Origin of the sequence: Chachezhania antarctica (genome assembly GCF_003646465.1) — a bacterium.
Lineage (GTDB): Bacteria > Pseudomonadota > Alphaproteobacteria > Rhodobacterales > Rhodobacteraceae > Chachezhania > Chachezhania antarctica.
On sequence record NZ_QZEX01000014.1, the window covers coordinates 75,698 to 101,262 of the forward strand.

At 65.5% G+C, this 25,565-nt stretch carries 22 protein-coding genes; 8 read left to right on the forward strand and 14 right to left on the reverse strand.

The annotated features are described in order from the left end of the window. Window positions 1-59: 59 nt before the first annotated feature. The 5 genes from D4754_RS20720 to D4754_RS20740 all read right to left on the reverse strand — a co-directional run bounded on the left by D4754_RS20720 (window position 60) and on the right by D4754_RS20740 (window position 5,645). A complete protein-coding gene (locus D4754_RS20720) occupies window positions 60-1,055 on the reverse strand; it encodes an aldo/keto reductase (RefSeq protein ID WP_121067556.1) in 996 nt (331 codons plus the stop codon). After that, window positions 1,045-2,025, reverse strand: coding sequence for a sugar-binding transcriptional regulator (locus D4754_RS20725; RefSeq protein WP_121067637.1), 981 nt, complete (start codon window positions 2,023-2,025; stop codon window positions 1,045-1,047). The genes D4754_RS20720 and D4754_RS20725 overlap by 11 nt, the downstream gene beginning before the upstream one ends. 10 nt (window positions 2,026-2,035) lie before the next feature. Continuing rightward, entirely contained in the window at window positions 2,036-3,034 is a 999-nt protein-coding gene (locus D4754_RS20730; protein WP_240453959.1) for an ABC transporter permease, read from the reverse strand. Between the two features lie 11 nt (window positions 3,035-3,045). Continuing rightward, complete coding sequence (locus tag D4754_RS20735) at window positions 3,046-4,557, reverse strand: sugar ABC transporter ATP-binding protein (RefSeq protein ID WP_121067562.1); 1,512 nt, start codon at window positions 4,555-4,557, stop codon at window positions 3,046-3,048. Window positions 4,558-4,631: 74 nt separating this feature from the next. Next, window positions 4,632-5,645 carry a substrate-binding domain-containing protein gene (locus D4754_RS20740; RefSeq protein ID WP_121067565.1) on the reverse strand — a complete coding sequence of 338 codons (1,014 nt, stop codon included), beginning with the start codon at window positions 5,643-5,645 and terminating at the stop codon, window positions 4,632-4,634. 340 nt (window positions 5,646-5,985) lie between these two features. Here D4754_RS20740 and D4754_RS20745 point away from each other — a divergent pair, with 340 nt between their 5' ends. From D4754_RS20745 to D4754_RS20755, 3 genes are read left to right on the forward strand one after another with little or no spacing between them, the layout of a single operon-like run. Further along, window positions 5,986-6,531, forward strand: coding sequence for a GbsR/MarR family transcriptional regulator (locus tag D4754_RS20745; RefSeq protein WP_121067568.1), 546 nt, complete (start codon window positions 5,986-5,988; stop codon window positions 6,529-6,531). Between the two features lie 16 nt (window positions 6,532-6,547). Continuing rightward, window positions 6,548-7,984: a cytochrome ubiquinol oxidase subunit I gene (locus D4754_RS20750; protein WP_121067571.1), complete on the forward strand. Its 1,437-nt coding sequence runs from the start codon at window positions 6,548-6,550 to the stop codon at window positions 7,982-7,984. A gap of 4 nt (window positions 7,985-7,988) precedes the next feature. Beyond that, entirely contained in the window at window positions 7,989-8,999 is a 1,011-nt protein-coding gene (locus D4754_RS20755; RefSeq protein WP_121067574.1) for a cytochrome d ubiquinol oxidase subunit II, read from the forward strand. On the opposite strand, the gene D4754_RS20760 is transcribed toward D4754_RS20755, so the two are convergent. Beyond that, window positions 8,996-9,916 (reverse strand): LysR family transcriptional regulator, encoded by a 921-nt coding sequence (locus D4754_RS20760; RefSeq protein ID WP_121067577.1) that lies wholly within the window; start codon window positions 9,914-9,916, stop codon window positions 8,996-8,998. The genes D4754_RS20755 and D4754_RS20760 overlap by 4 nt on opposite strands. Before the next feature lie 92 nt (window positions 9,917-10,008). Here D4754_RS20760 and D4754_RS20765 point away from each other — a divergent pair, with 92 nt between their 5' ends. The 4 genes from D4754_RS20765 (at window position 10,009) to D4754_RS20780 (ending at window position 14,417) form a co-directional block, all read left to right on the forward strand. Then, entirely contained in the window at window positions 10,009-11,262 is a 1,254-nt protein-coding gene (locus D4754_RS20765) for an NAD(P)/FAD-dependent oxidoreductase (RefSeq protein ID WP_121067580.1), read from the forward strand. An 88-nt stretch (window positions 11,263-11,350) separates the two neighbouring features. Next, window positions 11,351-12,334, forward strand: a complete 984-nt coding sequence (locus tag D4754_RS20770; protein ID WP_240453960.1) for a Bug family tripartite tricarboxylate transporter substrate binding protein — start codon at window positions 11,351-11,353, stop codon at window positions 12,332-12,334. 107 nt (window positions 12,335-12,441) lie between these two features. Beyond that, on the forward strand, window positions 12,442-12,906 hold the full coding sequence (locus tag D4754_RS20775; protein ID WP_121067583.1) for a tripartite tricarboxylate transporter TctB family protein: 465 nt from the start codon (window positions 12,442-12,444) through the stop codon (window positions 12,904-12,906). Window positions 12,907-12,908: 2 nt separating this feature from the next. Continuing rightward, complete coding sequence (locus tag D4754_RS20780) at window positions 12,909-14,417, forward strand: tripartite tricarboxylate transporter permease (RefSeq protein WP_121067586.1); 1,509 nt, start codon at window positions 12,909-12,911, stop codon at window positions 14,415-14,417. Between the two features lie 14 nt (window positions 14,418-14,431). Here D4754_RS20780 and D4754_RS20785 read toward each other — a convergent pair whose 3' ends face one another. The 7 genes from D4754_RS20785 to D4754_RS20815 all read right to left on the reverse strand — a co-directional run bounded on the left by D4754_RS20785 (window position 14,432) and on the right by D4754_RS20815 (window position 23,676). Then, on the reverse strand, window positions 14,432-15,994 hold the full coding sequence (locus D4754_RS20785) for a hydantoinase B/oxoprolinase family protein (RefSeq protein ID WP_163026012.1): 1,563 nt from the start codon (window positions 15,992-15,994) through the stop codon (window positions 14,432-14,434). Then, window positions 15,991-17,814, reverse strand: coding sequence for a hydantoinase/oxoprolinase N-terminal domain-containing protein (locus D4754_RS20790; protein ID WP_121067592.1), 1,824 nt, complete (start codon window positions 17,812-17,814; stop codon window positions 15,991-15,993). The genes D4754_RS20785 and D4754_RS20790 overlap by 4 nt, the downstream gene beginning before the upstream one ends. Before the next feature lie 52 nt (window positions 17,815-17,866). Then, window positions 17,867-19,324: a glutamine synthetase family protein gene (locus D4754_RS20795; RefSeq protein ID WP_121067595.1), complete on the reverse strand. Its 1,458-nt coding sequence runs from the start codon at window positions 19,322-19,324 to the stop codon at window positions 17,867-17,869. 54 nt (window positions 19,325-19,378) lie between these two features. Next, window positions 19,379-20,701: an aromatic ring-hydroxylating dioxygenase subunit alpha gene (locus D4754_RS20800; RefSeq protein ID WP_121067598.1), complete on the reverse strand. Its 1,323-nt coding sequence runs from the start codon at window positions 20,699-20,701 to the stop codon at window positions 19,379-19,381. 39 nt (window positions 20,702-20,740) lie between these two features. Next, the gene (locus tag D4754_RS20805; RefSeq protein WP_121067601.1) at window positions 20,741-22,039 is read right to left on the reverse strand and encodes a TRAP transporter large permease; all 1,299 of its coding nucleotides are present in this window, start codon (window positions 22,037-22,039) and stop codon (window positions 20,741-20,743) included. After that, on the reverse strand, window positions 22,036-22,554 hold the full coding sequence (locus D4754_RS20810) for a TRAP transporter small permease (protein WP_121067604.1): 519 nt from the start codon (window positions 22,552-22,554) through the stop codon (window positions 22,036-22,038). Before D4754_RS20810 ends, D4754_RS20805 begins: the two co-directional genes overlap by 4 nt. Window positions 22,555-22,668: 114 nt before the next feature. After that, window positions 22,669-23,676, reverse strand: coding sequence for a TRAP transporter substrate-binding protein (locus tag D4754_RS20815; RefSeq protein ID WP_121067607.1), 1,008 nt, complete (start codon window positions 23,674-23,676; stop codon window positions 22,669-22,671). A 201-nt stretch (window positions 23,677-23,877) separates the two neighbouring features. Between D4754_RS20815 and D4754_RS20820 the strand changes: the two genes are divergently transcribed. Further along, window positions 23,878-24,642, forward strand: coding sequence for an IclR family transcriptional regulator domain-containing protein (locus D4754_RS20820; RefSeq protein ID WP_121067610.1), 765 nt, complete (start codon window positions 23,878-23,880; stop codon window positions 24,640-24,642). A gap of 61 nt (window positions 24,643-24,703) precedes the next feature. Here the strand turns inward: D4754_RS20820 and D4754_RS24475 are convergent, their stop codons facing one another. After that, window positions 24,704-25,453: a Fic family protein gene (locus D4754_RS24475; RefSeq protein WP_338031162.1), complete on the reverse strand. Its 750-nt coding sequence runs from the start codon at window positions 25,451-25,453 to the stop codon at window positions 24,704-24,706. Window positions 25,454-25,565 lie beyond the last annotated feature (112 nt).

Genomic DNA, 25,565 nt, shown 5'->3' on the forward strand with positions numbered 1-25,565 from the left:
TCCTGCGCCGGAAACCGTGCTTCCGGCGGGCATTCGGTTTTCTCGGTATCGGCCGGCCGTCAGGCGGCGAGCGGTGTCAGGTGCCTTGCTGCCGCCGCGGTAATGGCTTCGACCTCGTCCTGACCCAGCCGGATGCGCCCGGCCGCCGCATTTTCGCGCGCCTGGTGGGCGTTGCGGGCCCCGCACAGCGAGAAGGTGATCCCCGGCTGTTGCAGCGTCCACGCGATCACGATCTGCGCACGGGTCGCTCCATGGGTTTCGGCGATGGGATCGATCTCCTGCATCAGGGTTTCGACCCGTTCCCGGTTCTCGCGGGAAAACAGCGGGTTGTCCTTGCGCTGGTCATCGCCGGTGAAGGTCCGGTCCGGCCCCATCCGGCCGCTCAGCAGGCCAAGGGCAAGGGACGAATAGCTCAGCACCGACACGCCGTTCTCGCGGCACAGGGGCAGGATCGTGTCCTCCAGTCCGTGGCGGACCATGGAATATTCCTCCTGCACCGCGTCCAGCTGGCCGGCCTTCAGATAGGCCGCCACATCCTCGGCCGAGGTATTGCTGGCGCCGATGGACCGGATCTTGCCCGACGCCTTCAGACGCTCCAGCGCCTCTATCGTTTCGTCCAGCGGCGTCGTCGGATCCTGCCAGTGCGTGATGTAGTGGTCGATGTAATCGGTACCCAGGCGGCGCAGGCTTTCCTCGACCTCGTGGATGATCGACTCGCGGCCCAGGTAGCGATGCACCGGCCCGCTGTCGTAATCGAAGAAGTGGTTGCCCTGCTGCGTGTGCCAGACCAGCCCGCATTTCGTGGCCAGCACGACCTCGTCCCGCCGCCCGGCAATGGCGCGGCCCACGATCTCTTCGGCCACGCCCTGTCCGTAGGCGGGCGCGGTGTCGATCAGCGTGATTCCTTCATCCAGCGAGGTTCGGATCGCGGCGATGGAGGCGGCCTCATTCGTGCCGCCCCACATCCAGCCCCCGATGGCCCATGTCCCAAGACCCACGGCCGAGGCTTCGATCCCCGAGGCGCCGATGGGGCGGCGGAGCATATCATGCGACATTCTTCGATCCTTTCCAGTCTTCAAGAAGGGCGGTCACCGTCACTTCGTCCGAGACGAGCGAATGCAGGAAGCCGCCATTGAGCACCGCCTTCAGCGGCCGGGCCTTCTGCGGGCCCGAGGCCACGCCGATCACGGCGCGGCAGGCGTCGAGCTCGGCCGGGTCGACCGCGACAAGGCGCTTGTTCAGTTCATAATCAGCCACAGTCCCGTCGCGGCCGATCAGGTGGGCAAGAAATTCGGCTTCGACCCCCATGCGGACCAGCATCTCGCGGTCGGCCTGTGGCACCGGGTTCAGGTCGTAGTAGCTGGACCCGCTGGGCGCGACCGATCCCACGCCCGTCAGCGCGACATCGGCGCGGCGGGCCAGGTCTATGATCTCGCGCACCTGGGCCATGTCCTTCAGCATCTCGCATTGCTGGCGGTTCTCGGCAAACAGCGGCGCGTGCAGCAGCATCGCGCGCCCCTGCAGCCGTTCCGCCAGCAGCGAGACCAAGCGGTTCACGTCAGTATAGAACTTGCCCTGCACTCCGCCCGTCAGCGGCACCACCGTCACGTCCATGGGCCGTTCGGGCACGAGGTTTTCCACCACGGCGCTGACAGCCCGTCCGCCGGAGATGGCGATCACGTCCCCGTCGCGCAGGTTTTCCAGCAGAAGCCCTGCGGCCGCGCGCCCGACCTGGTTCAAAGTGGTTTCAGCGTTACCCAGCACAGACGGCGTGACCACCGCGGTCCGAAGATCGCTGGCGGCGCACAATTGCGCCTCAAGCTCGGCCAGCCTTGGGAAGGGCGTGTCGATGGTGATTTTCACCATGCCCAGCTTCCGACCCTGCGCGATCAGCCGGTTCACCTTGGAATGGGACATGTTCAGCCGTTCGGCGATTTCGGACTGCTTCATGCCTTCGATGAAGTGCAGCGTCAGGACCGTCTGGATCAGGCGCGCAAGTTCGAAGTCGAGGGTGGGATCCTGCATCATCGTGGCCCTATCCCCGTCGCTTGTTCAGGAAGAGATCGATCGTCACCGCCGCCAGCAAGATCGACCCCCGGATGATGTCCTGCCAGTAGACCGACACGTCGAGCAGCGCGAGCGAGCTGGACACCAGCGACAGAAGCGCCGCGCCAAGGATCGCACCCAGGATCGTGCCGGTGCCGCCGTTCAGGCTGGCCCCGCCGATCACGGCCGCCGCGATGACGTTCAGCTCCATCCCCAATCCGAAGGTAGGCTGGGCCGATCCGAAGCGTGCCATGTAGATGACCCCGGCCACACCACACAGGGCCGAGCACAGGGTGGTGGTGGCGAAGATCACCCGCTTGGTACGGATCCCGGAATAGGCCGCCGCACGTTCGTTGCTGCCGGTGTAGAACACCTTGCGGAACATGGTCGTGCGGCGCAGCAGGATGTCGAAGATCGCGACCACGGCCAGGAAGGTCAGGATCACCACCGGGATCGGCCCGATGGACCCCTGCCCGATGAACTTGAATTCGGGCGGCAGGGTGTAAAGGCCCAGCGGTCGCCCGCCGGTGCCCAGAAGGCAGATCCCCCGCGCGATGACCATGACGGCCAGCGACACGATAAAATGGTGCAGGCCGATCTTCGTCACGAAGAACCCCATGAACGCACCCACGGCGGTACAGCAGCCGATGGCAATCAGGGACGCGACCCATGGGTCGAAACCTGCCAGGAACAGCCAGCCGCCGATCACCATGGCCAGCGCGGTGACCGAACCCACCGAAAGGTCGATCCCGCCCGAGATCAGCAGGATCGTCATGCCCACCACCACGATACCTTCGACGGCGAAGGCCATGATGACGGTGCGGATGTTCACCCATGTCAGGAAATAGGGCGAGGCGAAGGACATCACGACGATCAGAAGCAGGATGATCGCGATCAGCCCCGTCTCGCGCATCTTCAACAGCCCCTTGGCCGCCGCCATTCCCCGGCCGTCCCGCGGGGCCTCTCCCGCTTCGATTGCCTGTTCCACGCTGCTCCCCCTCACGCGTCCGCTCCCTCGTGTTCCAGGACCGAAGCAAGGCTCATGATCGCCTCCTCGGTCATGTCGTCGCCTGCGACCTCGCCGCTTATCCGCCCTTCGCGGATGACAAGGATCCGGTCGCACAGCCCGATCAGTTCAGGCAATTCCGACGAGATCACCACGATCCCGACCCCGCTTCGGGCAAGGTCGCGCAGGATCCGGTGAATCTCGGCCTTGGCGCCCACGTCCACGCCGCGGGTGGGTTCGTCCAGGAAGATCAGGTCGGGATCGACCGACAGCATCTTGGCAATCGCCACCTTCTGCTGGTTGCCGCCCGAAAGCGACGACACCGGATCGGTCAGCTTGCCGTATTTCAGCCCCAGCCGTTCGCCCAGGGCCCGCGCCCGTTCGCGTTCGCCGCGGCTGTCGATCATGCCGCCGCGCCGCGAGATCCGCGACAGGTCGAGCGCCGAGATATTCTCCGCAATCGACATGTCCAGAAACAGGCCCGAGCCCTTCCTGTCTTCGGACAGGTAGACCATGCCCGCGTCGATGCTGTCGCCGTAATCGCGCAAGGTAAGGGCCTTGCCGTTCAGCCGGACCTCGCCCGTCACCTCGCCCTCGATCCGGCAGATACCCTTCACGATCTCGCTGCGCCCGGCGCCGATCAGGCCGGCGATGCCCAGCACTTCGCCATGGTGAAGGTCGAAGGACACGTCCCTGAACCGCGTGGCCTCGCTCAGATCGCGGACGCTCAGAATGACGTTGTCATCCGGTTCAGCCTGCTTGGCGGGATACAGGTCGTCGATGACCCGGCCCACCATCGCCTTGACGACGTCCGGCGGCGTGATCTGGGCCACGTCCATCGTCGTGATATAGCTGCCATCGCGGAACACGGTCACCCGGTCGCAATTGTCGAAGATCTCCACCATGCGGTGGGAAATGTAGATGATCCCGATGCCTTGATCGGCCAGCCTGCGCATGATGCCGAACAGAAGCTGCGCCTCGCGCTCGGTCAGGGCGGCGGTGGGTTCGTCAAGGATCAGCACCTTGCAGTCCAGCGTCAGCGCCTTCGCGATCTCGACCAGCTGCTGGTTCGAGATCGAGAGGTCCCCGGTGCGCGCCCGCGGATCAATGTCGGCCAGCTGGCGCAGCACCTCGCCCGCCTTGGCCTCAAGGGCCGCGTAATCCACGAAGAACTTCCGGCTCAGGTTCGTCTGCGGCATCAGGATGTTTTCGGCGACCGACACGTCCGGGCACAGCGCGATTTCCTGATGAACCAGCCCGATCCCCAGTTTCTGCGCCTCGGTGGGCGAGGCGATGGTCACCGCCGCGCCATTCCAGAAGATCGTTCCGCTGTCTGGCGCAAGGATACCGTCGATGACGTTCATCAGCGTCGACTTGCCCGCGCCGTTTTCCCCGGCAAGAGCATGGATCTCACCGCGTTTCAGTTCGAAATCGACACCCTTCAGCGCATGGATCGCCCCGAAGGATTTGTGCACATCCGAAATTTTCAGAACGACGTCATCCATAAACCCAGTTTCCCTCCCCCCGGACGGGTGCGGCCGACGGACCCTGCCGTCGCGCCGCAATGCTCAGACAGGCCTTACCGGCCGTCCATGTACGCGTTTAGATCGAAATCGTCGGCGTTTTCCTTCGTGATGACGGCAAAGCCGTTGTCCATGAAGGGGATCTGGAACGGGTTATAGCCGGATGTCTTGTAATCGTTGAACGGCTCGAACACCTCGGCGTTGTTGGCCAGGTGCAGCGCCACGAAGCCCATGAAGCCCTGGATGCCCTGGTTCGGGTTCAGCGCCATGTGCACGTTGCCGGCGCGGATATGCTCCAGCATCGTGGGCGTGATGTCGGCGTGCATCACCAGCACGTCCGCCCCTGCCTCCTGGATCGCGGCCACGGCGCCTTCGGCCGAACCGGCTTCGGGGATCCACACCGCGTCAAGTTCCGGATTGGCCTGCACGATCGACGACATCGCCCGGTAGGCGGCGGTGCTGTCCTGGTTCGTGGCCTGCCGTCCGACCAGTTTCCAGTCCGGATGGTTGGCTTCCATGTAGTCGATCAGCGAGGTCACACGCAGATCGTGGTTCGACTGGCCCGGGTTTTCCAGAACCGCGTACTCCCCCGCCTCGCCGCGCTGCGCCACGATCTCCTCGGCGGCGAACTTGGCTTCGGCATGGTTGTCCGACGTGATGTAGGCCGTGCGATCCGACAGCGGCGAATCCGCCGCGAAGGTCACGACCTCGATACCCTGCGCCATCGCCTGGTTGATCGGCTCGATGAACGGATCCGACTGCATCGGGTGCAGCAGCACACCGGCGGGCTGGCGCACGACATCCTGCTCGAACGAAGCGATCTGTTTCGAGATGTCGTAATCCGGCGTGCCCGAGAAGACGGTCTCGCAACCGAAGGCCTCGGCCGCTTGGTGGAACGCCTCGTATACCGGCACCCAGTAGGGATGCGCCGATACCATGACGTTCATGATATAGGTCTCCCCCGGCTCGCACATCAGAGAGCCCTTGCCCTCCTCTGCCGCCAGCGGGGTTGCGGCCAGGACAGCCGTCATCATTCCGGCCAAGGCCGGGGCTTTGAATCGTTTGGTCATATTGCTCCTCCCGTTGCACCCGGTGTGATCCCGGGTTCTCATGACGCCGCAATATCTTTCACTCCGCGGCATTCATTGCAGGGACGCTACGAGCGCGTTTTGGACACGTCAACAATGGGAAGGATATTCTGCAGTTCATGAAATAAATTTCAGGGACTCTGTCGTAACCTTTGCCTTGATGGTTTCTACCCAGCGGCGTGATTTGTTGATGAGGTGCATCCGGGCGGAGTGCCGGATGACCATTCCGTGAGCAAGCGCAGACCGCGTTGATCTTCGGAGACGCCACCCTATCTACAATTTCAGAAATTTCTGAAAACTCTGCAAGAAAAAGTCTTGGCCTATGAACATGTCCCCGCTGCACCAGGAGTTCGTTCTGCACTTCGGTGAAATGGGCAGCCGTTGGGGGATCAACCGGACCGTTGGTCAGATCTACGCCCTGCTGTTCCTGTCGGCGGATGCGCTGAATGCCGACCAGATCACCGAGGCGCTGGGGATCAGCCGGTCGAACACGTCGATGGGGCTGAAGGAACTGCAGGCCTGGCGGCTGGTGCGACTGAAGCACGTCCCCGGCGACCGCAAGGACCATTTCACCACGCCCGACGACCTGTGGGAAATCGTCCGAATCCTGATCGAGGAGCGCAAGAAACGCGAGATCGATCCGACCCTGACCAAGCTTCGCACGCTCGAAATGCAGGGGCCCGTCGGGGACGACTACTCCGAAGCGCGGATTTCCGAACTGCGCGAGATGATCGAGATGATGACCGGTTTTTACGAGGACATGGCCCGGCTCGAGACCGAGCAGCTGGTGCGCCTGATGACATATGGCAGCCGGATCGCGGGCGTCATCGAAAAGGTCGGTGGCTACCTGCCGTCGTCGAAAAGCTGAAATAGGACACGAATGAATGGAAGCGCTCGACACCCTTCTGCTCAGCCGCATCCAGTTCGCGGCAAACATATCTTTTCACATCCTGTTCCCGACGATCACCATAGCCCTGGGCTGGGTTCTGCTATTCTTCCGGCTGCGCTTTGCGCGCACGCGCGACGAAAAATGGATGGCGGCCTATCGTTTCTGGGTGAAGATCTTCGCGCTAAGCTTTGCTATGGGCGTGGTGTCTGGCATCACCATGTCGTTCCAGTTCGGGACCAACTGGCCCGGCTTCATGGAAACAGTGGGCAACATCGCCGGCCCCCTGCTGGCCTACGAGGTGCTGACCGCCTTCTTCCTTGAGGCGGCCTTCGTGGGCATCATGCTGTTCGGATTTTCCCGAGTGCCGGCCTGGCTGCATATCACCGCGACCGCGCTCGTGGCGTTCGGCACTACGTTGTCGACCTTCTGGATCATCGTGCTGAACAGCTGGATGCACACGCCGCAGGGGTTCGAAATGATCGACGGCGTGGCCCATGCCACCGACTGGTGGGCGATCGTCTTCAACCCCTCGATGCCCTATCGCTTTGCCCACATGGTGCTGGCGTCCTTCCTGACGGTTGCGTTCCTGGTGGCGGGCGTCTCGGCCTTCCGCTGGATCATCGGCGACCGCTCGCGCGAGGTGCGCGCGATGCTCAAGACGGGGGTTTCGATCGCCGCGCTGCTGATCCCTGTGCAGATCTTCATGGGGGACATGCACGGCCTGAACACGCTGGAGTATCAGCCCCAGAAGGTCGCCGCCATTGAAGGCAACTGGGAGACGGGGCCGAACGTGCCGCTGCTGCTGTTCGCCCTGCCCGACGAGGCCGCCCGCGAAAACCGGTTCGAGCTGGGCATCCCGAACGGGGCGTCGATGATCCTGACGCACCACGCCGATGGCATTGTGCCCGGACTGAACGATTTCGTCGCCGCCGACGGAACCCCCCTGCACCCGCCCGTGGCCCCGGTCTTCTGGTCCTTCCGGGTGATGGTTGGCACCGGGCTGGCGATGCTGGCCCTGAGCTGGGGCGCCGTCTTCTTCATGTGGCGCCGGCGTCACCTGCACGACGGCCGGATCCCCGGTCACCGGATGGCGGTCGAAGGCCTGCCGAAGCCGCTGCTGTGGGCGCTTGTGCCGATGGCGTTCTCGGGCTGGGTGGCGACGCTGGCGGGCTGGTATACGACGGAAATCGGGCGACAGCCCTGGCTGGTGTCGGGGGTCATGACCACCGACATGGCCGTGGCCGACGTGCCCGCCCCGATGGTGGCGGGAACGCTGGCGATCTACCTCGCCATCTATGCAGCCCTGCTGATCGCCTATGTCGGCGTCATCGCCTACCTCGCTCGGAAGGCCGCCCGCGGGGACGACGCCCCCGGCAACAGCATGACCCATTCGGGCAAGGCGCAGGTCGTTGCCCTAAACCCCGCGGAGTAAGCCGATGCCCGATTTCTCGACCCCTGCCGACTGGCTGCCCTGGGCCTTTGCCTCGCTCATGGGGCTCTCGATCCTCGTCTACGTCGTGCTCGACGGCTTCGACCTTGGTGTCGGGATCCTCTTTCCGCTCGCCGACCCGGAGGAACAAGACCGCATGATCGGGTCCATAGGGCCGTTCTGGGACGCCAACGAAACCTGGCTCGTGCTGGCGGTGGGACTGTTGCTGGTGGCTTTCCCCACGGCGCATGGCATGATCCTGTCGACATTGTACCTGCCGGTCTTCGCGATGCTGATCGGGCTGATCCTGCGCGGCGTGGCGTTCGAATTCCGCGCCAAGGCCCGCAGCCGGCACAAAGTGCGGTGGAACCGCCTGTTCTTCGCCGGATCGCTGATCACGGCGCTGGCGCAGGGCTTCATGCTGGGGCTGTACATAATGGGCCTGGAAAAGACGGTGGAAACCTATCTGTTCGCCACGCTCACCGCGCTGTGTCTTGCGGCGGGCTACGGGTTCATCGGCGCGACATGGCTGGTACACAAGACGACGCGGCATCTGCAGATCAAGGCCCTGCAGTGGGCGCGGCGCAGCCTGTGGGCGGTGATCGCGGGGGTCGGCGCCGTGTCGATGGCAACGCCGCTGGTCAGCGACCGGATCTTCGGGAAATGGTTCTCCTTCCCCGAGATCCTGTGGCTGGCCCCGCTGCCGGCCGTGTCGGGCGCGCTGATCGCAGCGCTCTGGATCATGCTTCGGCGCATGCCCTTTGCCGGGGACCGGTGGAACTGGCTGCCCTTCGCCACCGCCAGCGTGATCTTCGCCGCGGCCTATCTGGGACTGGCCTACAGCTTCTACCCCTACGTGGTGCCAGAGCGGCTGACCATCTACGAGGCCGCCGCCGCCCCCGAAAGCTTGATGATCATCCTGGTGGGGGCCTGTTTCGTCGTGCCGGTGATCATCGCCTATTCGATCCTGGCCTACGTGATTTTCCGCGGCAAGGCGACGGAGCTGCGGTATTACTAGGCACCGGAACGTCGCACGAGCAGTTGATCGGCCGTGGGGCGGGCAGCCATGGCCATAGTGCGAAAGGCCAGCGCCGCCGGCGACAGATCTTGCCCGGTCCGGGCATAGATGTTGTAAACACGCTTTTCGGTGGGTCCGGGCAGATCGCGGAACATCACGCCGAAGATATCAGAAAAGATCGCGGCATAGGACGGCGCGATGGTCAGCCCCTGCCCGGCCCCGACCAGCGCCAGCGCGGTCGTCAGCCCCCGCACCGAAATCGCGCCGGCAGTGGCGCGGACGGGATCGCGGAACACCGTTCGGTCGAGATGCAGGCTGAATTCATCGGAATACCTGATCCAGCGTTCCGCGCCCAACCGGCCCCATGTCAGCGGTTCTTCCGGGCCTGGCGGCTGGCCAAGTGGCAAGACCACCTGCATGGCCGACCGCCAGAAATAGTCGCCGGTAACGCCCGACGGCAGGATCCGTTCGGGTCCCAGCCCGATTTCGGCGTCGTTCATCGCCACCGCTTCGACCACGCGGTCGCCGGTGGTATCCATCACGCTCAGCTCCACGTCGGGATAGGCTTTCCGGTATCGGCTCAGCACGCCCGGCAACCAGGAACAGGCCAGGATCTGCGGCACCGCGATCCGAAGGTGTCCGCGTCGCAAGGCCCGCAGGTCCGCCGCGCCGTCGGTCAGGTTTTGCAGATCGACCAGCATCCGCGACACGGTATTGCGGATCTGGCGGCCGAATTCGGACAGCTCGGTTGCACGGCCCGACCGTTCGAACAGCACCATCCCGATCTCGACCTCCAGCTGCCGGATCTGCATCGACACCGCGGATTGGGTAAGGCCCAGCCGTTCGGCCGCAAGAGTGAAACTGCCGGTGTCGGCGATGCTCTGGAAGGCCTGCAACTGGCGAAGCGTGATCGGCATCAAGTTTCCTGATCCATCAAGAAGATTAATTGATTTGTATTATGCTGCGCTGCAGATAACAATTCCCGTCACGACAGAGACGGAACACCACAATGCATATCGGAATCATCGGAACGGGCATCGTCGGTGCGGCGACAGCGGGCTGGCTTCAGCGCGACGGGCACAGCGTCACCTTCTTCGACCCGAACGAGGCGGGGGAAGCCTGCTCGTTCGGCAATGCCGGGTCGCTTTCGCCCAGTGCGGTGCTGCCCGTAGGCATGCCGGGGATGTGGAAGAAGGTGCCGAAATGGCTGCTCGATCCCGATGGGCCGCTGGTCATCCGCGCCCACTACCTGCCCACTGTTCTGCCTTGGCTGATGCAGTTCCTGCGCCATTCCAACGAACGCGAGGTCACCCGGATCGCGACCGCCCTGCGCGGCCTGCTGAGCCCGGTCTTCGATTCGTACATGCCACTGCTCCAACGCGCCGGCGCATCTGATCTGGTCCGCCGCGACGGCTGTCTTTACGTGTATTCATCGCGCGAAAGCGCCGACCGCTGGTCCTGGGGCGCCAACCTGCGCCGGTCGCTGGGCGTCGAGATGCAGGAGCTTGAGGCCGAAGCGCTGTTCGACTTGGAGCCGGACCTGCGTGGCAGCTTCGGATTCGGCCAGTTTGCACCGGAAAACGGCGCAACGCCCGACCCTTCCGCGCTCGTCAAGGCGATCTACGGCCAGGCGATAGCCGATGGCGCCGGGCACATCCGCGCGCGCGTCACCGGTTTCGACCGCAAGGCCGACCGGATCGCGGCGCTGACGCTCGATGACGGCTCCCGGCACGAGGTCGACGGCGTCGTGATCGCCGCCGGCGCATGGTCGGGCCAGTTGACCCGGATGCTGGGCACGCGGGTGCCGCTGGAAAGCCAGCGGGGCTATCACGTCACCATTCAGGATCCGGGGATCGACCTGAAGCGCAACGTGATGGCGGTTGAACAGAACATCATGGTGAACCCGATGCAGATGGGGCTGCGGCTGGCCGGAACGGTGGAATTCGCCGGGCTGAAGGCCGCGCCGGACTTTCGCCGTGCCGAAGCGCTGCTGTCCCGTGGTACCGAAATATTTCCGGGCCTGCGCCCGGACAAGCACACGAAATGGATGGGCCATCGCCCCTGCCTGCCGGATTCGATGCCGGTCATCGGGCGGGTCCCGCGCACGCAGAACGCATGGATGGGCTTCGGCCATGGACATGTCGGCATGTGCGGCGGAGCCACCACCGGGCGCGAGCTTGCCAATCTCGTGTCGGGCCGCGCGCCCGAGATCGATCTCGAACCGTTCCGTGTGGAGCGGTTCTCCCGCCCGGGGGCGGCATGACCGCCCCCACCCCAAAAGCCCCCGGAGACACCGGCCCCGGCCGGCCCAGAAGGGGCACCCTCCCGACAGGAAGCAAAGGAGACACACGATGGACGTGCTGAAACGCAAGATCCTCGCTACATTCGCCGCGGCCGGCCTTGCCATGGCGCTGCCCGCCGGCAGCCTGATGGCGCAAAGCTGGCCGGAAGAACCGATCACCATCGTCGTGCCCTTTCCGCCGGGCGGGTCGACCGACCTCCTGGCGCGCAAGATCGGCGAAGCGATCTCGGGGCCGCTGGGTCAGCCCGTCGTGGTCGAAAACCGGGGCGGCGCCGGCGGGACCGTGGGCGCGAACTATGTCGCGAACGCGGATCCGGACGGCTACACCCTGCTGATGGGTGTCACCGGATCGAACGCGATTTCGGCCGCACTGCGCGACGACCTGCCCTATTCGCCGACCGAAGATTTCGATCCGGTGTCGATCGTGATCTCGTCGCCCCTGGTTCTGGTCGTCCGGTCCGACAGCGATTTCGAAACCGTCGAAGACGTGCTGACCTATGCCCGCGAGAACCCCGACAGCTTTACCCACGGCACGCCGGGCGTCGGCACGTCGATGCACATGTCGGCCGAACTGTTCGGGCTGGTATCGGACACAAGCCTGGTGCACGTGCCCTACCAGGGCAGCGCCGCAGCACTTCAGGATCTTCTGGGCGGCCAGATCGACGCCATGTTCGGCGACATCCTCGTGACCTCGGAATACATCACGTCGGGTCGGCTGCGCCCGCTGGCGGTGACCGGAACGCAGGAGCATTTCCTGCTGGAAGGCGTGCCGACGGTGGAAGAGGCCGGGCTCGACGGGTATTCCGCGTTTTCGTGGCAAGGTCTGTTCGCCCCGGCCGGAACCCCGCCCCAGGTGCTCGACACGCTTTACGCGGCCGTTTCGGACGCCCTGCAATCCGACGATATCCAGGCGCTGTTCCGCGAACGCGGCTTCCTTGTCGAAGGCATGTCACCGGCTGAATCGAAGCAGTTCATCGCCGACGAGGTCGCGAAGTGGACCGAAGTCGTGGACGCTGCCGGCCTGAAGAACTGAGCCCGGACGCCTGAACCCGCGGGTTTCGGCCCGCTCACCACGCACCCAGACCGGGCCCTACCAGCCATTTGGCACATGGGGCCCGGTCCGCATCCGGGACCACAAGCATGACATCGGTGAAAAGCCTGTTGCCAGGGGCCACGCTCTTCGTCTTCGCGCTGGCGATGGCGGTGATCGCCGCCGGCTATCCGCTGGGATCGCTGCTGCGGCCGGGGCCCGGGTTCTTCCCGCTCGTGATCGCGATCCTGCTGGCCGGCCTTGCCCTTGCGACGATGGTCGAAGACTGGCGCCGTGACGGCGGCCCCGTCCCCCCCGATGACGAAGGCGCCGATGCCGGCCGCGTGTCCATGCGCCCGGTCATCGCCACAAGCGCCGCGATCATCGTGTTCGCACTTTTGCTGGAACGGCTGGGCTTCGTTCCCGCCGCGCTTGCGCTGGTGGCCATCGCCGCCCTGGGGGAACCGCGCAGGAACTGGCTGACGGTCGCGCTGGTGGGCGTGTTCATGTCGGCCTTCGGCATCGTGCTGTTCATCTGGCTTCTCGGCCTGCCGATCGAACCTTTCGGAGCCTGATGATGGATCTTCTGTCCGGCATCACCTTGGGCCTGCAGACTGCACTCAGCTGGCAGGCCCTGATGTTCTGCTTCATCGGCGTGACCGTCGGAACGGTCGTGGGCGTGCTGCCCGGGATCGGCGCGCTGGCCGCGATTTCACTGGCACTGCCATTGACCTACTACCTCGATCCGACCGTGGCGCTCATCATGCTGGCCGGGATCTTCTACGGCGCCCAGTACGGCGGCTCGACATCGTCGATCTTGCTGAACCTCCCGGGCACCGCCACCGCGGCGATCACCTGCCTTGACGGCAATCCCCTGGCCAAGCAGGGACGTGCGCCGCTGGCGCTTTTCGTCACCGCGATCAACAGCTTCATCGGGTCGACCTTCGCAATCGTGCTGGTCATGGGTTTCGCCCCGGTGATTGCCGAATTCGCGCTGAGCTTCGGCTCGGCCGAGTATTTCTCGGTCATCCTGCTCGGGCTGGTCGCGGCATCGACCATGACATCCGGATCGGCCTGGAAGGCGCTGGCCATGGTCGTCTTCGGTCTGGCGTTGGGTCAGGTGGGCACCGATATCAACACCGGGCAGTTCCGCTTCACCTTCGGTCAGTACGCGCTGGCCGACGGGTTCAGCCTTGTTGCACTGGCCATGGGGCTGTTCGGCGTGGCCGAGATCATCTCGAACATCGGCCAGCCGCCGGGCACCGTGCATTCGGTCGGGCGGATCCGCTTCCGGGACATGCTGCCGGCCAGGGGCGAATGGAAACGCATCTGGGCGCCCACATTGCGCGGTTCGGTCATCGGCTCGTTCGTCGGGGCCCTGCCGGGCACCGGCCCGGGTATCGCCACGCTGATGGCCTATGCTACCGAGAAACGGCTGTCGAAAACACCCGAACGCTTCGGCCATGGCGCGCTGGAAGGACTGTCCGCCCCCGAAGCTGCGAATAACGCCAGTGTTCAGGCCGCGTTCATCCCCACCCTTTCACTGGGCATCCCCGGCGATGCGGTGGTCGCGGTGCTGATGGGCGCGATGATCCTGCACGGCATCCAACCCGGGCCGAACCTGATCACCAACGAACCCGAGATGTTCTGGGGCCTGATCATGAGCTTCTGGGTCGGGAACATCCTGCTCCTGATCCTCAATATCCCGTTGATCGGGCTATGGGTGAAGCTGCTGTCGATCCCCTATCACCTGCTCTATCCCGGGATCCTGATCTTCATCTGCCTCGGGGTCTACTCGGCCGACAACAATGTCTTCGACATCTACGTCGTCCTGGGTTTCGGGCTGGTCGGCGTGCTGATGCGGCGCTGGGGCTTTCCCGCCACGCCGGTGCTGCTGGGCTTCATCCTTGGCCCGCTGCTGGAGGAACATTTCCGCCGCGCGATGCTTCTGTCGAAAGGCGATCTGCTGGTGTTCTTCGAACGCCCGATCAGCGCGATCTTCCTTGCGCTCAGCCTGCTGTTCCTGGGCTCGGTCTTCCTGCCGGGCCTGCGCAAGCGGCTGGGCCGCCAGGCCACCGACACGTAGGCCGCGTTCGCCGGTCAACCCGGTGGCGTGCGGTATCCCGCGCCGCCGCAACTTTCGATGACCAGCCGGTCGCCGCGGTCCAACCTTGGGGCCGAACGCGCGGGCAGGTCTTCGCGCGTACCATCGGCCCGCAGCATGGTTACAGCCGCCGGGCGCGGCGCACCGCCGCCATGCGCGCCGTCGGGAACCTGCGTGAAGCGGTCGCCGCGCACCGAAACCGATATCCCGTCGGCCAGCGCCTCGTAGACACGGATGATGCCGTCGCCGCCACGGAACCGCCCCTCCCCGCCCGATCCACGCCGGATGCCCGCCGAAACGACCCGGATCGGGGCCACCGCCTCCAAAGCTTCAGCAGGCATGTTGCGGGCATTGCCGACATCGGTCGAAATCCCCGGCGCCCCGTCGCGATCGGGCCCGCCGCCGGCGCCGCCGGCTATGATCTCGGTCGACAGGAAGGGCTGGCCATCGGGGTACCGGCCCGAAAAGGCGATGACAAAGGACATGCCGGAATTGGCCGCCGGCATCCGGGCGGGCGCGGCCTGCGAAACGGCACGCAACACCGCCGAACAGATGCAGCGCACCATGTTGGTCCGCGCGTTCACCGCCGCCGGAGGCGACGCATTCACGATGCTCGCCTCGGGGAGGGTCAGGTCGATGCAGCGCAACAGGCCCCCGTTGCGGAACACGTCGTCGCCCACCAGCGTCAGCAGTGCATAGAGCACGGCCGACAGCGGTCCCGACCGCGCGCAGTTGACGGGGGCCGCGACCTGCGGCGCCGACCCGGTGAAATCCGCCGCAAGCCGGCCGCCGGCAAAGCCCAGCCGCACCTGTACCTCGCACGGTCCCAAACCCGGCACGGGGTCGAGCGCATCGCGCCCGTCAAACGGGCCGGAGGGCAACGCGGCAAGCCGGTCCAGCACCTCGGCTTCGGTCCGTGCAAGGCAGGCCGCGGTCGCGGCAAGAAAGGCGTCGGTGCCCAGATCGCCGCAGATCCGGACGATCCCGCCGCAGGCATTGCGACTGGCGGCAAGCTGGGCTTCCAGATCGGCCATCACGATGTCGGGCACCCGCGAGGCGAGGCGGATCATGCCCGCGATCTCGGGCAGGAACCCTTCGCTGGTCCCGGCGCGGATGGCGGGAATCCTTAGGCCCTCCTGATAGATCTCGGTCGCATCCGGCGGGACCGATCCGGGCCGGGCACCGCCAACATCCTGATGATGCAGAAGACTGGCGGTCAGCGCGACCGGCCGGTCACCGGCAAAGACCGGTTGCACCAGCGCGATGTCCGGCAGGTGGGTTCCGCCACTGAACGGATCGTTGAACAGAAAGATGTCGCCCGCCCGCATGCACGACACGGGATAGGCCGCAAGGATCGCCGATACCGCGCCGGGCAGGGCCCCCAGAAGCAGCGGGATCGCCTCGGACAGGGCAAGGAGTTCCCCGTCGGGCGTGAAAAGCGCGCAGGAGCAATCGGCCCCTTCCCGCACCACCGGCGATACGGCGGTGTGGAACAAGGTCTGCTGCATGGTCTCGGCCAGACCGTCGAGCCGCATCTGGAGAATCCGCAGATCTGTCATCGGGACGCGTCCTTCGGTTCGGTCACGGGCTCTAGCACAAGCCCGGCGCCCTGCGGGGCAAGGTGCCAGCCGGGCGGCACCCAGACATGTCCGGCGGGCGTTTCGGCCATTGTCCCGGCGCTGCCGCCGGTGGCGGTGACCGTCGGGACGGGAAGGCAGCCGTCGCCGGCATCGTCCCGCATCAGGGCCAGCGCGTGCAGGTGCCCCGCCCCCGGCAGCCCCACACCGAAGCGGGCGCGATAGTGTTCGATTAAGGCCTCTGCGATCTCGGCCCCGGTCCGGGGAAGGCCGGGCAGGGCCAGCCTGACCGGATGCATCTGTCGCCGGGCCGAAAGGATCACGACACATGTCGGATCGCCCCCCGGCCCTTCCGCCAGATCGGGCCCCAGATCGGCCCGCAACCCGTCGATCCACGTTGCAAGCTGCGCCGGATCGATGTCGGGCAGCGCGCAATCCAGGGCGATCTGGGCCTCGGTGCGGCCGCGCGACAGCGCGATGCCAATCGCCCCGCCCACGGCCGGCGCCGCGGGCAGCAGAACGCGTCCGGCGCCCATAGCCACGGCCACGCCTGCGGCCAGCAGCGGGCCAAGCCCGCCCATCGCGACCAGCGCCGCGCGCGTCGGATCGACATTGCGGCGGGCCGCAAAGCTGGTCAGCTCGGCCGCCAGCGCCACCTCGACCGCGGCAATCGCCTTCGCGGCGGTACAGCGCAGATCGGCCCCCGGCGCCAGCAGCGCGATCCGGTCGGCCGCGCCGCCAGTCGGGATCGGTAACCGGCCCAAGACCGACAATGCGTCCTCGACCCGCGCCGGGCCGTCGGCAGCCAGTACGATATCGTCGCCGCGCCGGGCCAGCCCCTGCGAGGCACCCAGCGCGACACTGGCCATGTCGGCCAACTCCTGCCGCAGAAGCACACCGGCGAATTGCGCGCTGTCGACCATGCGCGGCCCGTCCGCGCCGACCAGCGCCAGATCCGTGCTGACCGATCCGGTATCGAAGACCAGCGCCTCGCCCCCCGCGACGGCTGCTGCCGCCACCCCGGCCGCCGCCGGGCCACCGGCCAGCACGCGCGCCGGGCGGGCGAGGGCGCTGGCCTCGTTGCAAAGGGTGCCCCGGTTGTCGGCAAACAGGACACGACCCGTGAACCCGGACGCGGCCAGCCGCGCCGATACGCGCGCCAGATCCGGCGCGACCACCGCCTTCAGCCAGGCATCGAGCACCGTCGAAACCGTGCGCTCGTATTCACGCGGTGCGGGGTCTACGTCGTGCGACAGGCTGATCGCCACGCCGGGCAGCGCGTCACGTAGCCTGTCGGCCACGATGCGTTCATGCGCGGGCGAGACATGGGCAAACAGAAGACAGACGGCCACCGCCTCGGCCCCGGTCGCGCGCAGCTGCGCGACAATCGCATCGAGCGCGGCGTGGTCGATCGGCCCAAGCTCCGTACCCGCCGCGTCGAGACGGCCGGGCAGTCCGTAGATCGCATCGGGCGCGACCAGGAAGCTCGGCGCAGGCGACGCGGCCACCGGATCGTAAAGGGCAACGCGGTTCTGGCGTCCAAGCGCGAGCGTGTCGGTGAAGCCTTGGGTGGTGACCAGCGCAACCCGCGCCGGGCGCCGGGCAAGAAGCGCGTTCAACGGCCGGGTGCTGGCCAGCCGCAGTTCGTCCACATCGACCGGAGAGATCCCCAGCAGGTCCATTCCCGTCACCAGCGCGTCATGCGGATCGGCGGCGCCCGGCACCTTCGCGACACGGGCCGCCTGCCCGTCCCACAGCACGAGGTCGACGAATGCGGAACCGATATCCACAGACAGGATCACGGGCCCGCGCGCCCGGATGCAAAAGGTTGGCAGGGCAAAAGGCGGCGCGCCATCACAGGACCCCGAAATATTCGCGGTGTTCCCATTCCGAAACCGTCATCAGGTACCGGTTCCATTCCGCCCGCTTCAGGGTGGCGATGTAGCCGCGGAAATCGTCGCCCAGCGTGTCGGCGTAAAGCGTGCCGTGTTCGAACGCCTCGATCGCGGCGATCAGGCTTTTCGGCAGGCCCGGCGCGTCCGCATCGTAGGGTGTCACCACCGGCGGCGGCGCCTTGGCCCGGGACTCGACCCCGGACAGCCCGGAAAGGATCTGTGCGGCGAACACGAAATACGGGTTTGCCGCAGGTTCGGCGACACGGTTTTCGATTCTCGAAGCCTTATCGCCCGGTGTCATCAGCCCGCGGACCATGGCACCGCGATTGTCGCGGCCCCACTGGATGCGGTCGGGGGCCAGCTGGAACGGCTGATACCGTTTGTAGCCGTTGACGGTGGGCGTTGTCAGAAGACAACTTTCCTCGGCATGGGCCAGGAGGCCCGCGATCCAGCCCGACGCGACCGTAGTCAGGTCTTCGCCTTCCTCCGGCATGAACAGGTTCCGGCCGCTGCCTGTCTCGACCAGCGACTGGTGCAGGTGCCAGCCAACCGAGGCGCCGTTCTCGATTCGTGGCCGGCACATGAAGCTTGCGTGCATGCCGTGCCGCGCCGCCACTTCCTTGGCCATGGCGCGCAGCATGATCATGTTGTCGGCATGGTCCATCGGCGCGGCCGGTTCGAACACGAACTCGACCTGCCCCGGTCCCATCTCGACCTCGACCGACCGGAGCGGCAGCCCCAGCCCCTGCGCCGACCGGCGCAGCGTGTCGAGCGCGGGTTCCAGCCGATCATAGACGGTTTCCGACAGGAACTGGTAGCCTGGGGCCAAGAGCCGTGTTTCGGGCGGCGCCGACGGCATCCCGCCATCCCCGTGCGCCAGCCGGGGATCGGCCAGGTCGAAGAGGTGGAATTCGACCTCAAGCCCGACATGCATCTCCCAGCCGCGCGATGACAGCCGGTCCAGCGCCCGCCGCAGGATCTGGCGGGGGGCAAAGGGCACAAGCGTGCCGTTGGTGAAGGCCAGATCGCAGAAGACCCAGGCCGAATGCGGCGCCCAGGGCAGAACGCGAAAGGTTTCCGGCGCCGGGACCATCAGCATGTCCCCTGCCCCGGCCATCGGGTTCGCGCCCACCGCCGCCTCGGCCGACCAGACCGGGAACACGGTCCGGCCCGAAAGGTCCTTCAGCAAAAGCGTGGCCGGCGCCCCCAGGCCCGAACGAAAGACCGACGGCAGCGCATCCGCCGTGACGGTCTTGCCGCGCAGGATGCCATGGGGATCGACGAACAGGACGCGGACCGTTTCGATGCGGTCCGCGCGGACCCGGTCGATGACCTGCTGGGCCATCGCCACCGCGTCGGCATCCAGCAGCCCGTCCCGGGCCAGGCGGCCTTGCGATACCGCGTCATCCTTCGTCATGGCCTGCTCCCCATCCCTCGTGACCCCCCGCCTGTGCCTCGGACCATGCGCCGCTCATTCGGCAAGCGTGGCGTCCCAGCTGCATGCCTTGCGGCGTTCGGCGTCGCTGTCGTGCCACGCCGCCTTCCAGTCGCCGTCCTGCGCGATGGCATCAGTCGACACCGGGCCGAAGATCTTGTCCAGCGCGACACTGCCGTGCATCGGCATCGCCGTCTCGTCCCCGGCTTTCACCGCGTCGATCGCGCGGCGCAGCATCCGGCGATAGCGGATGATCCCGACATCGGACTTGCCCAGGTGTTCGTCGGTGCGATCCTGGATGCGGCCCATGGATTCCACCGCCCACTGGTCGTGGACGTTGATGTCCATGCCCATGCCCGTATACGTCATCACCCCCTGCTCTTCCGGGTCGTATCCGTAGCTGTTGGACTTGTTCTTCAGCGGTGCGTAATCCGGCAGGCGGTGTTCCTTCAGGCGCTGTTCGCGCATCAGCTCCTTGTTCACCGGCGCGCCGAACGAGGTGAACATGGAATACCAGTAGCAGGTTTCGTCATCGACCGGCACGTGCCACTGGGTGATCGTCATCTCGCGCGACATCGGGATGCAGATCGCCTCGGGGAAGATCTGGTTGGTGACGCGGACATGGATGCGGCCATCCTCCATGTGGCGCAGCGCGGTCAGGCGCAGGCCGAAATCGGTCTCCTCGACCTGGATCTCGGGGCGCGGATAGTCGCGCAGCAGCTTCGTCATCGGGATCTCGGTATTGGCCGCCTTGTCCCGGAACTGCTTGCCATAGCTTTCGTTCGGGTCCTCGTCCTGCAGGAAACGGTGCAGGAACGATGCATGTGCGGGATCGATGCCCACCTCCATCGCCTGCAGCCAGTTGCATTCCCACAGGCCCTTGAAGGCGAAGACATGGGTTTCCGGGGCGCGGAAGCAGTCGAATTCGGGGAAGGCCGGCGGCTCGCCCGGGCCCATGTAGGCAAACACGATGCCGTTCTTTTCGACCACCGGATAGGCGCGCGCCTTGATCTGTTCGTGCATCCGGCTGCCCTCGGGCTCGGCCGGTTGTTCGACGCACTGGCCGGACCGGTCGAAATGCCAGCCGTGGAAAGGACAGCGCAGGCCGTTGTCCTCCAACCGGCCGAAACACAGGTCGGCGCCCCGGTGCGGACACTGGCGCTGGATCAGACCCAGTTCGCCCTGTTCGTCGCGGAACAGGACAAGATCCTCTCCCAGAAGCCGCACGGGCACCACCGGGCGGTTGCCGGCCAGTTCGTCGATCAGCGCGGCCGGCTGCCAATATCGGCGCAGAACCTCGCCGGTATCGGTGCCACGGCCCACGCGGGTGATCTGTTCGTTCAGGTCCTGACTGATCATGGTGTCTCTCCTCTGGAAATCATGGCTTTGGGGCGCGTTCTAAAGACGGCCCGGCAGGAAAAGGATGATGGCGGGAACCGCCAGCAGGATGGCCAGCCGCACGATGTCGATGAAGACGAACGGCAGCACACCCGTCATTATGGTCTTGGTCGGCAGATGGCGCGCCGCGCCCTTGACCATGAACAGGTTCATGCCCACCGGCGGCGTGATCAGGCCCAGTTCGACGGTGACCACGGCGATTACGCCGAACCACACCGGATCGAACCCTGCGTTCATCACGACCGGGAAGAAGATCGGCACCGTCAGCAGGATCATCGCAAGGCTTTCCATGAAGCAGCCCAGGATCACGTAGAACACGATGATCAGTGCCATGGTCTGCCAGGGGGCAAAGCCGTTGTCCTGGATGAAGCTGACCATCGCGAAGGTGATCTGGCTGGTCGACAGGACAAAACCGAAGACCTCGGCCCCGATCAGGATCAGGAAGATCGCGCCGGTGGCCTTCACCGTCTCGACCAGCGCCGCCCTGATGCCGTCCCAGCGCATGCCGCGGGCCAGCGCGAAGACAAGGGCCAGCGCGGCACCGGCGCCGCCGGCTTCGGTCGGCGTGAAGAACCCGCCGTACATGCCGCCCATCACCAGCCCGAACAGCGCAAGCGCCGGCGCGAAAAGCCTGAGCGTGGTCAGCACGCCGCCGCCCGCGTCCTCTGCCTCCGGCGCGCTCTGATCGCCCGGCCAGATGCGCGCCATGACGACGATGGTCAGAAGGTACAGCGCCAGGGCCAGCACCCCGGGCAGGATGCCCGCCAGGAACATATCTCCCACCGATTGCTCGGTGATCAGCGCGTACAGGAGCAGGGCGATGGACGGCGGGATCAGGATGCCCAGCGTGCCGCCCGCGGCCAGTGACCCGGTGGCCAGCCGCGGATCGTATCCCTTGGCCTCCATCTCGGGATAGGCGACCTTGGTCATGGTCGACGCGGTCGCCAGCGACGATCCCGAAACGGTCGAGAACACGGCCGAAGCGACGACCCCGGCCGCCGCCAGCCCGCCGGACCATCCGCGCATCAGCCGTTGTGCCCCGTCGAACAGATCGCGCGCCACGCCCGAGCCCGAAATCAGCGCCCCCATCAGCAGGAACAGCGGCACCAGCGTGAAGGAATAATTCGACGCGGTCTCGAACGTCGCGGTCTCCAGCACGCTCAGCGCCGGCCCTGCGCCGACGATGGCGGCGAAACCGCCGAAGCCCGCCAGGATCATCGCCAGACCGATCGGGCTGCCAAGGATCACCGCGGCGAAGAGGAACGCGATGGACATGTACCCGATCACCAGCGGCGTCATGACAGGTGCCCTTCGCTGACATGCGTGGCCGTCAGCGCCTGATCGAACGAGATCAGCGCAAGCGCCAGGCATTCGACGGTGATCGCGGAATAGAACCACCATAGCGGCAGCACCAGGTCCTGGGTCACGTCACCACGGTTCAGAAGGATCTGCGCCTCGTGTCCGAACGACCACGCCAGAACCAGCGCCAGAACCATGGCCAGCGCGTACCACAGGCGGACGGCCAGCTTCTGAACGATCGCCGGCATCCGGTTCACGAACAGATCGACCGAGATCATGCCGTCGCGCATCGACGCGGCCAGTGCCGCCATCACGAGGATCAGCAGGGCATAGGACGCCTGCTCGACCGCGCCGGGGATCATCAGGTTCACGGCCCGGCCGGTGGCATCGAACAGGATGCGCGTGACAACGTTGAACGCGATTACGGCCATCATGTAGACGGCCGCGGCCCCGGCTATCGCCAGACTGGCGCGTTCCGCCCAGACCGACAGGCGCGAAATCGTCGAAAGGATCATGTTCCTGGCTCACTTGGGGGCCATTGCGACCGCCCTGCTTGCTTGTATCTTCATCAACGAACCGGCCCCGGGCAGCATGCCCGGAGCCGGATATCCTGTCATGTGGGCCCCGGTTCAGCCCAGTTCGGCCTCGCACTCGCTGACATAACCCTTGACCGCCTCGTAGGTCGCGGTCCCCGGCAGGCCCTTGTCGTCCAGTTCCTTGATGTAGGCCTGGGTCGTTTCGGCCGTCGCCGCTTCCCAGCGGGCGCGCTCCTCGGGATCGAGCATGATCACCGTTTCGGGGTCGAGCCCGGCCAGCACCTTGGCGCCCGCCTCGTCATAGCCACGCCCGGCCGTCACGGCCCAGTCCATGCCCGAATTCGCGTCGATCGCAGCCTTCGCCTCGGGCGTCAGGCTTTCGTAGACGTCCTTGTTCATCGTCGCGACGAAGGCCAACGCATAGAAACCGAACTCGGTATGATAGTCGGTCAGTTCTTCCAGGCGGAAGCTTTCGACGCTTTCCCACGGCAGCATGTAGCCGTCGATGGTGCCGCGCTGCAGCGATTCATAGGTCTGCGGTGCCGGCAGGCCGATAGGTTCGGCCCCCAGACGGTCAAGCATGTCGCCAACCACGGCGGTCGGGCGGCGGATCTTCAGCCCTTCCAGATCGGCCAGCGTCTTCACCGGCGTGCCGGCGGTGTGCAGGTGCCCCGGATCGTGGGTGTGCACGAACAGGACATGGGTCTGGTCGTATTCCTCGTCCAGCGCCCCGGAATCGTAGAGTTTCTGGAAGGCGCAGGATCCGACGGCCCCGGTATCGAACAGGCCCGGCAGCTCCATGATCTGGCTCAGCGGGAAGCGGCCGGCTGTATAGCCCTGCACGGTCCACGCGATGTCGGTGATGCGGTTGATCGCATTGTCATAGCCAGCAGGCGCCTTGCCCAGGGTCTGGGCCGGGAACACCGTCACGGTCACTTCCCCGTCCGAGGCGTCTTTCACGGCCTCGGCCCAGTCCTGGAAAATCTGCTCGTGCTGCCACGAATTGGGCGACATGAAATGGGCATAGCGAAGGTTCTGGGCCTGGGCTGCGGCGGGGACAAACGCGGCCGCGGCCAGGGTCATGGCGAGGGTACGAAACATCAGGGTCCTTTCTGGCTGTCCGGAAATGCGCTTGCAAAACTTGTGCGTTTATCGAACATATGTGCTATAATTTGAAAGTTCCGGCTGCGCCGCGGAAAGTCAAGGCAGCGCGCGCGCTTCGCCGTACAAATCCGTGGCTGGGCCAAAGATGCCCGACATTTGTGCATTCACGGCACCACGCGTCGGCAAGACAGGATATCGATGACCGCGAACCGGGATATCTCTCTGACCTTCATGAAGGGCATGACCGTCCTGCATGCCTTCGACGCGGCCGCCACCGGGTTGACCCTGGCCGACCTGTCACGGCAGACCGGATATGACAGGGCGACGGTCCGCCGGCTTGTCCTGACACTGGTCGACCTCGGCTATGTTGAGAAGACGGGCAACCGCTTCCTCTTGACGCCGCGGGTCCTTGTGCTTGCCGGCAGTTTCCTGCGGGGGCACAGCTTCGGCAAGATGGTGCAGCCTCTGCTGAACATCTGCGCCGGAGAGATCGGCTTCGCCGTGGCGCTGGCCATGTCCGATGGGGATCACGCCGTCTACGTCGCGCAGTCGACGCTTCAAAGCTCCCGGTTCACCTTCGGGTTCACGGTGGGCAGCCGGGTGCCGCTGCTTCCCACCGCGATCGGACGGATGTTGCTGGCCTGGGGTGATCCTGCCTGGGCAGAGCACGCGCTTGGGACGGCCCCGCTGGACCGCTACACCGACGCGACCCTGTCGGACCGGGACGCCGTCGCCCGCGCCGTGCAACAGGCGATGGCCGACGGGTACTGTATCACCCGCGACGAATTCGAAGCAGGGGTGACGGCGCTTGCCGTGCCGGTCGGTGGCCCGGGCCGCGCCCGCGCGGTGCTTGGCTTATCGGAACCGCATGCCAGCCTGCCCGACAGCGCACTTTCGGCAACACTGGCGACACTCAGGCAATGCGCGGCCGAACTGCGCCCGGGTTTCGACATCTCACAATGAATGGTGACCGCCAAACCTGATTCTCGCATCACGTCCGGATCGGGGGCCAGCAACGGCGCTTTCACGTTCCAAGAACCATGAAAACGCCGCTTTCTGCATTGCCCTTCGATGTCCAATAATTTGCATCCTTGTTCCGCGTAATATGCCGCGACAGGTACAGGATCGGGATGTCGAGAAGCCCACTCTGCGTAAGGTAAAGCACATTGAGGATCCGCCCAATCCGGCCATTGCCGTCGGCGAACGGATGGATGCTCTCAAACTGATGGTGGATCAGTGCCATCTTGATGAGCGGGTCCAGTTCCGACCGACCGTCATCGTTCACGAACCTCTCGAGCGCCGTCATGTGGTCTACGATCTCGCGTGCGCCCTGGGGCGGGACAAAGACGGTTTCGTCGGTCTGCTCGTTTCTCAGTGCCGTGCCCGGCACCGCGCGGAACCCGTCGCTGCGGTTTTTCAGCAGACGGTAGATGTCGATCAGGGTCGAGTTCAGGACCAACCCGCCCGTCTGCTGTAAGCGGCCGAAGCCCAGCCGGACCGCATCGCGGTAGAGCGCCACCTCCTTCGCGGCAGGCGAACCGGGGTCGTCAGGAAAAAGATCGGCCTGGAACGGTTCGTCCTGTGTGGTGACGATGTTTTCCACCTCGGACGACGCCTTGGCCTTCTGCAGGGCCAGCGTGTCTATCAGGATGCCCGGGTTCGGGATCGTGCACGCCTGCCCTTTAAGATCTGCCAGCGCTCGTGTCGCACGGTTCAGTGCCTTCAGGACAGGGATTGTCTCAAGCTCCGCCGGCGGCGGCAGTTGCGGGATCAGTTAGGTCGACTTCTACATACGGCCTTCGTTACTTTAATGTTTCGTCGTTCTTGTAAGGATTTGGCAGGACGCTTCGGGAATGCAGGCATTGATGGTGTCGGCATCCGGCTGG

What these genes read in the sequence shown, in the direction of transcription:
- D4754_RS20765 (WP_121067580.1), top strand. Translation starts at nt 10,009, where the DNA reads ATGCATATCGGAATCATCGGAACGGGCATCGTCGGTGCGGCGACAGCG.
- D4754_RS20820 (WP_121067610.1), top strand. Translation starts at nt 23,878, where the DNA reads ATGACCGCGAACCGGGATATCTCTCTGACCTTCATGAAGGGCATGACC.
- D4754_RS20725 (WP_121067637.1), bottom strand. Translation starts at nt 2,025, where the DNA reads ATGCAGGATCCCACCCTCGACTTCGAACTTGCGCGCCTGATCCAGACG.
- D4754_RS20770 (WP_240453960.1), top strand. Translation starts at nt 11,351, where the DNA reads ATGGACGTGCTGAAACGCAAGATCCTCGCTACATTCGCCGCGGCCGGC.
- D4754_RS20815 (WP_121067607.1), bottom strand. Translation starts at nt 23,676, where the DNA reads ATGTTTCGTACCCTCGCCATGACCCTGGCCGCGGCCGCGTTTGTCCCC.
- D4754_RS20755 (WP_121067574.1), top strand. Translation starts at nt 7,989, where the DNA reads ATGCCCGATTTCTCGACCCCTGCCGACTGGCTGCCCTGGGCCTTTGCC.
- D4754_RS20775 (WP_121067583.1), top strand. Translation starts at nt 12,442, where the DNA reads ATGACATCGGTGAAAAGCCTGTTGCCAGGGGCCACGCTCTTCGTCTTC.
- D4754_RS20750 (WP_121067571.1), top strand. Translation starts at nt 6,548, where the DNA reads ATGGAAGCGCTCGACACCCTTCTGCTCAGCCGCATCCAGTTCGCGGCA.
- D4754_RS20800 (WP_121067598.1), bottom strand. Translation starts at nt 20,701, where the DNA reads ATGATCAGTCAGGACCTGAACGAACAGATCACCCGCGTGGGCCGTGGC.
- D4754_RS20740 (WP_121067565.1), bottom strand. Translation starts at nt 5,645, where the DNA reads ATGACCAAACGATTCAAAGCCCCGGCCTTGGCCGGAATGATGACGGCT.
- D4754_RS20805 (WP_121067601.1), bottom strand. Translation starts at nt 22,039, where the DNA reads ATGACGCCGCTGGTGATCGGGTACATGTCCATCGCGTTCCTCTTCGCC.
- D4754_RS20735 (WP_121067562.1), bottom strand. Translation starts at nt 4,557, where the DNA reads ATGGATGACGTCGTTCTGAAAATTTCGGATGTGCACAAATCCTTCGGG.
- D4754_RS20810 (WP_121067604.1), bottom strand. Translation starts at nt 22,554, where the DNA reads ATGATCCTTTCGACGATTTCGCGCCTGTCGGTCTGGGCGGAACGCGCC.
- D4754_RS20780 (WP_121067586.1), top strand. Translation starts at nt 12,909, where the DNA reads ATGGATCTTCTGTCCGGCATCACCTTGGGCCTGCAGACTGCACTCAGC.
- D4754_RS20795 (WP_121067595.1), bottom strand. Translation starts at nt 19,324, where the DNA reads ATGACGAAGGATGACGCGGTATCGCAAGGCCGCCTGGCCCGGGACGGG.
- D4754_RS20760 (WP_121067577.1), bottom strand. Translation starts at nt 9,916, where the DNA reads ATGCCGATCACGCTTCGCCAGTTGCAGGCCTTCCAGAGCATCGCCGAC.
- D4754_RS20745 (WP_121067568.1), top strand. Translation starts at nt 5,986, where the DNA reads ATGAACATGTCCCCGCTGCACCAGGAGTTCGTTCTGCACTTCGGTGAA.
- D4754_RS20720 (WP_121067556.1), bottom strand. Translation starts at nt 1,055, where the DNA reads ATGTCGCATGATATGCTCCGCCGCCCCATCGGCGCCTCGGGGATCGAA.
- D4754_RS20785 (WP_163026012.1), bottom strand. Translation starts at nt 15,994, where the DNA reads ATGACAGATCTGCGGATTCTCCAGATGCGGCTCGACGGTCTGGCCGAG.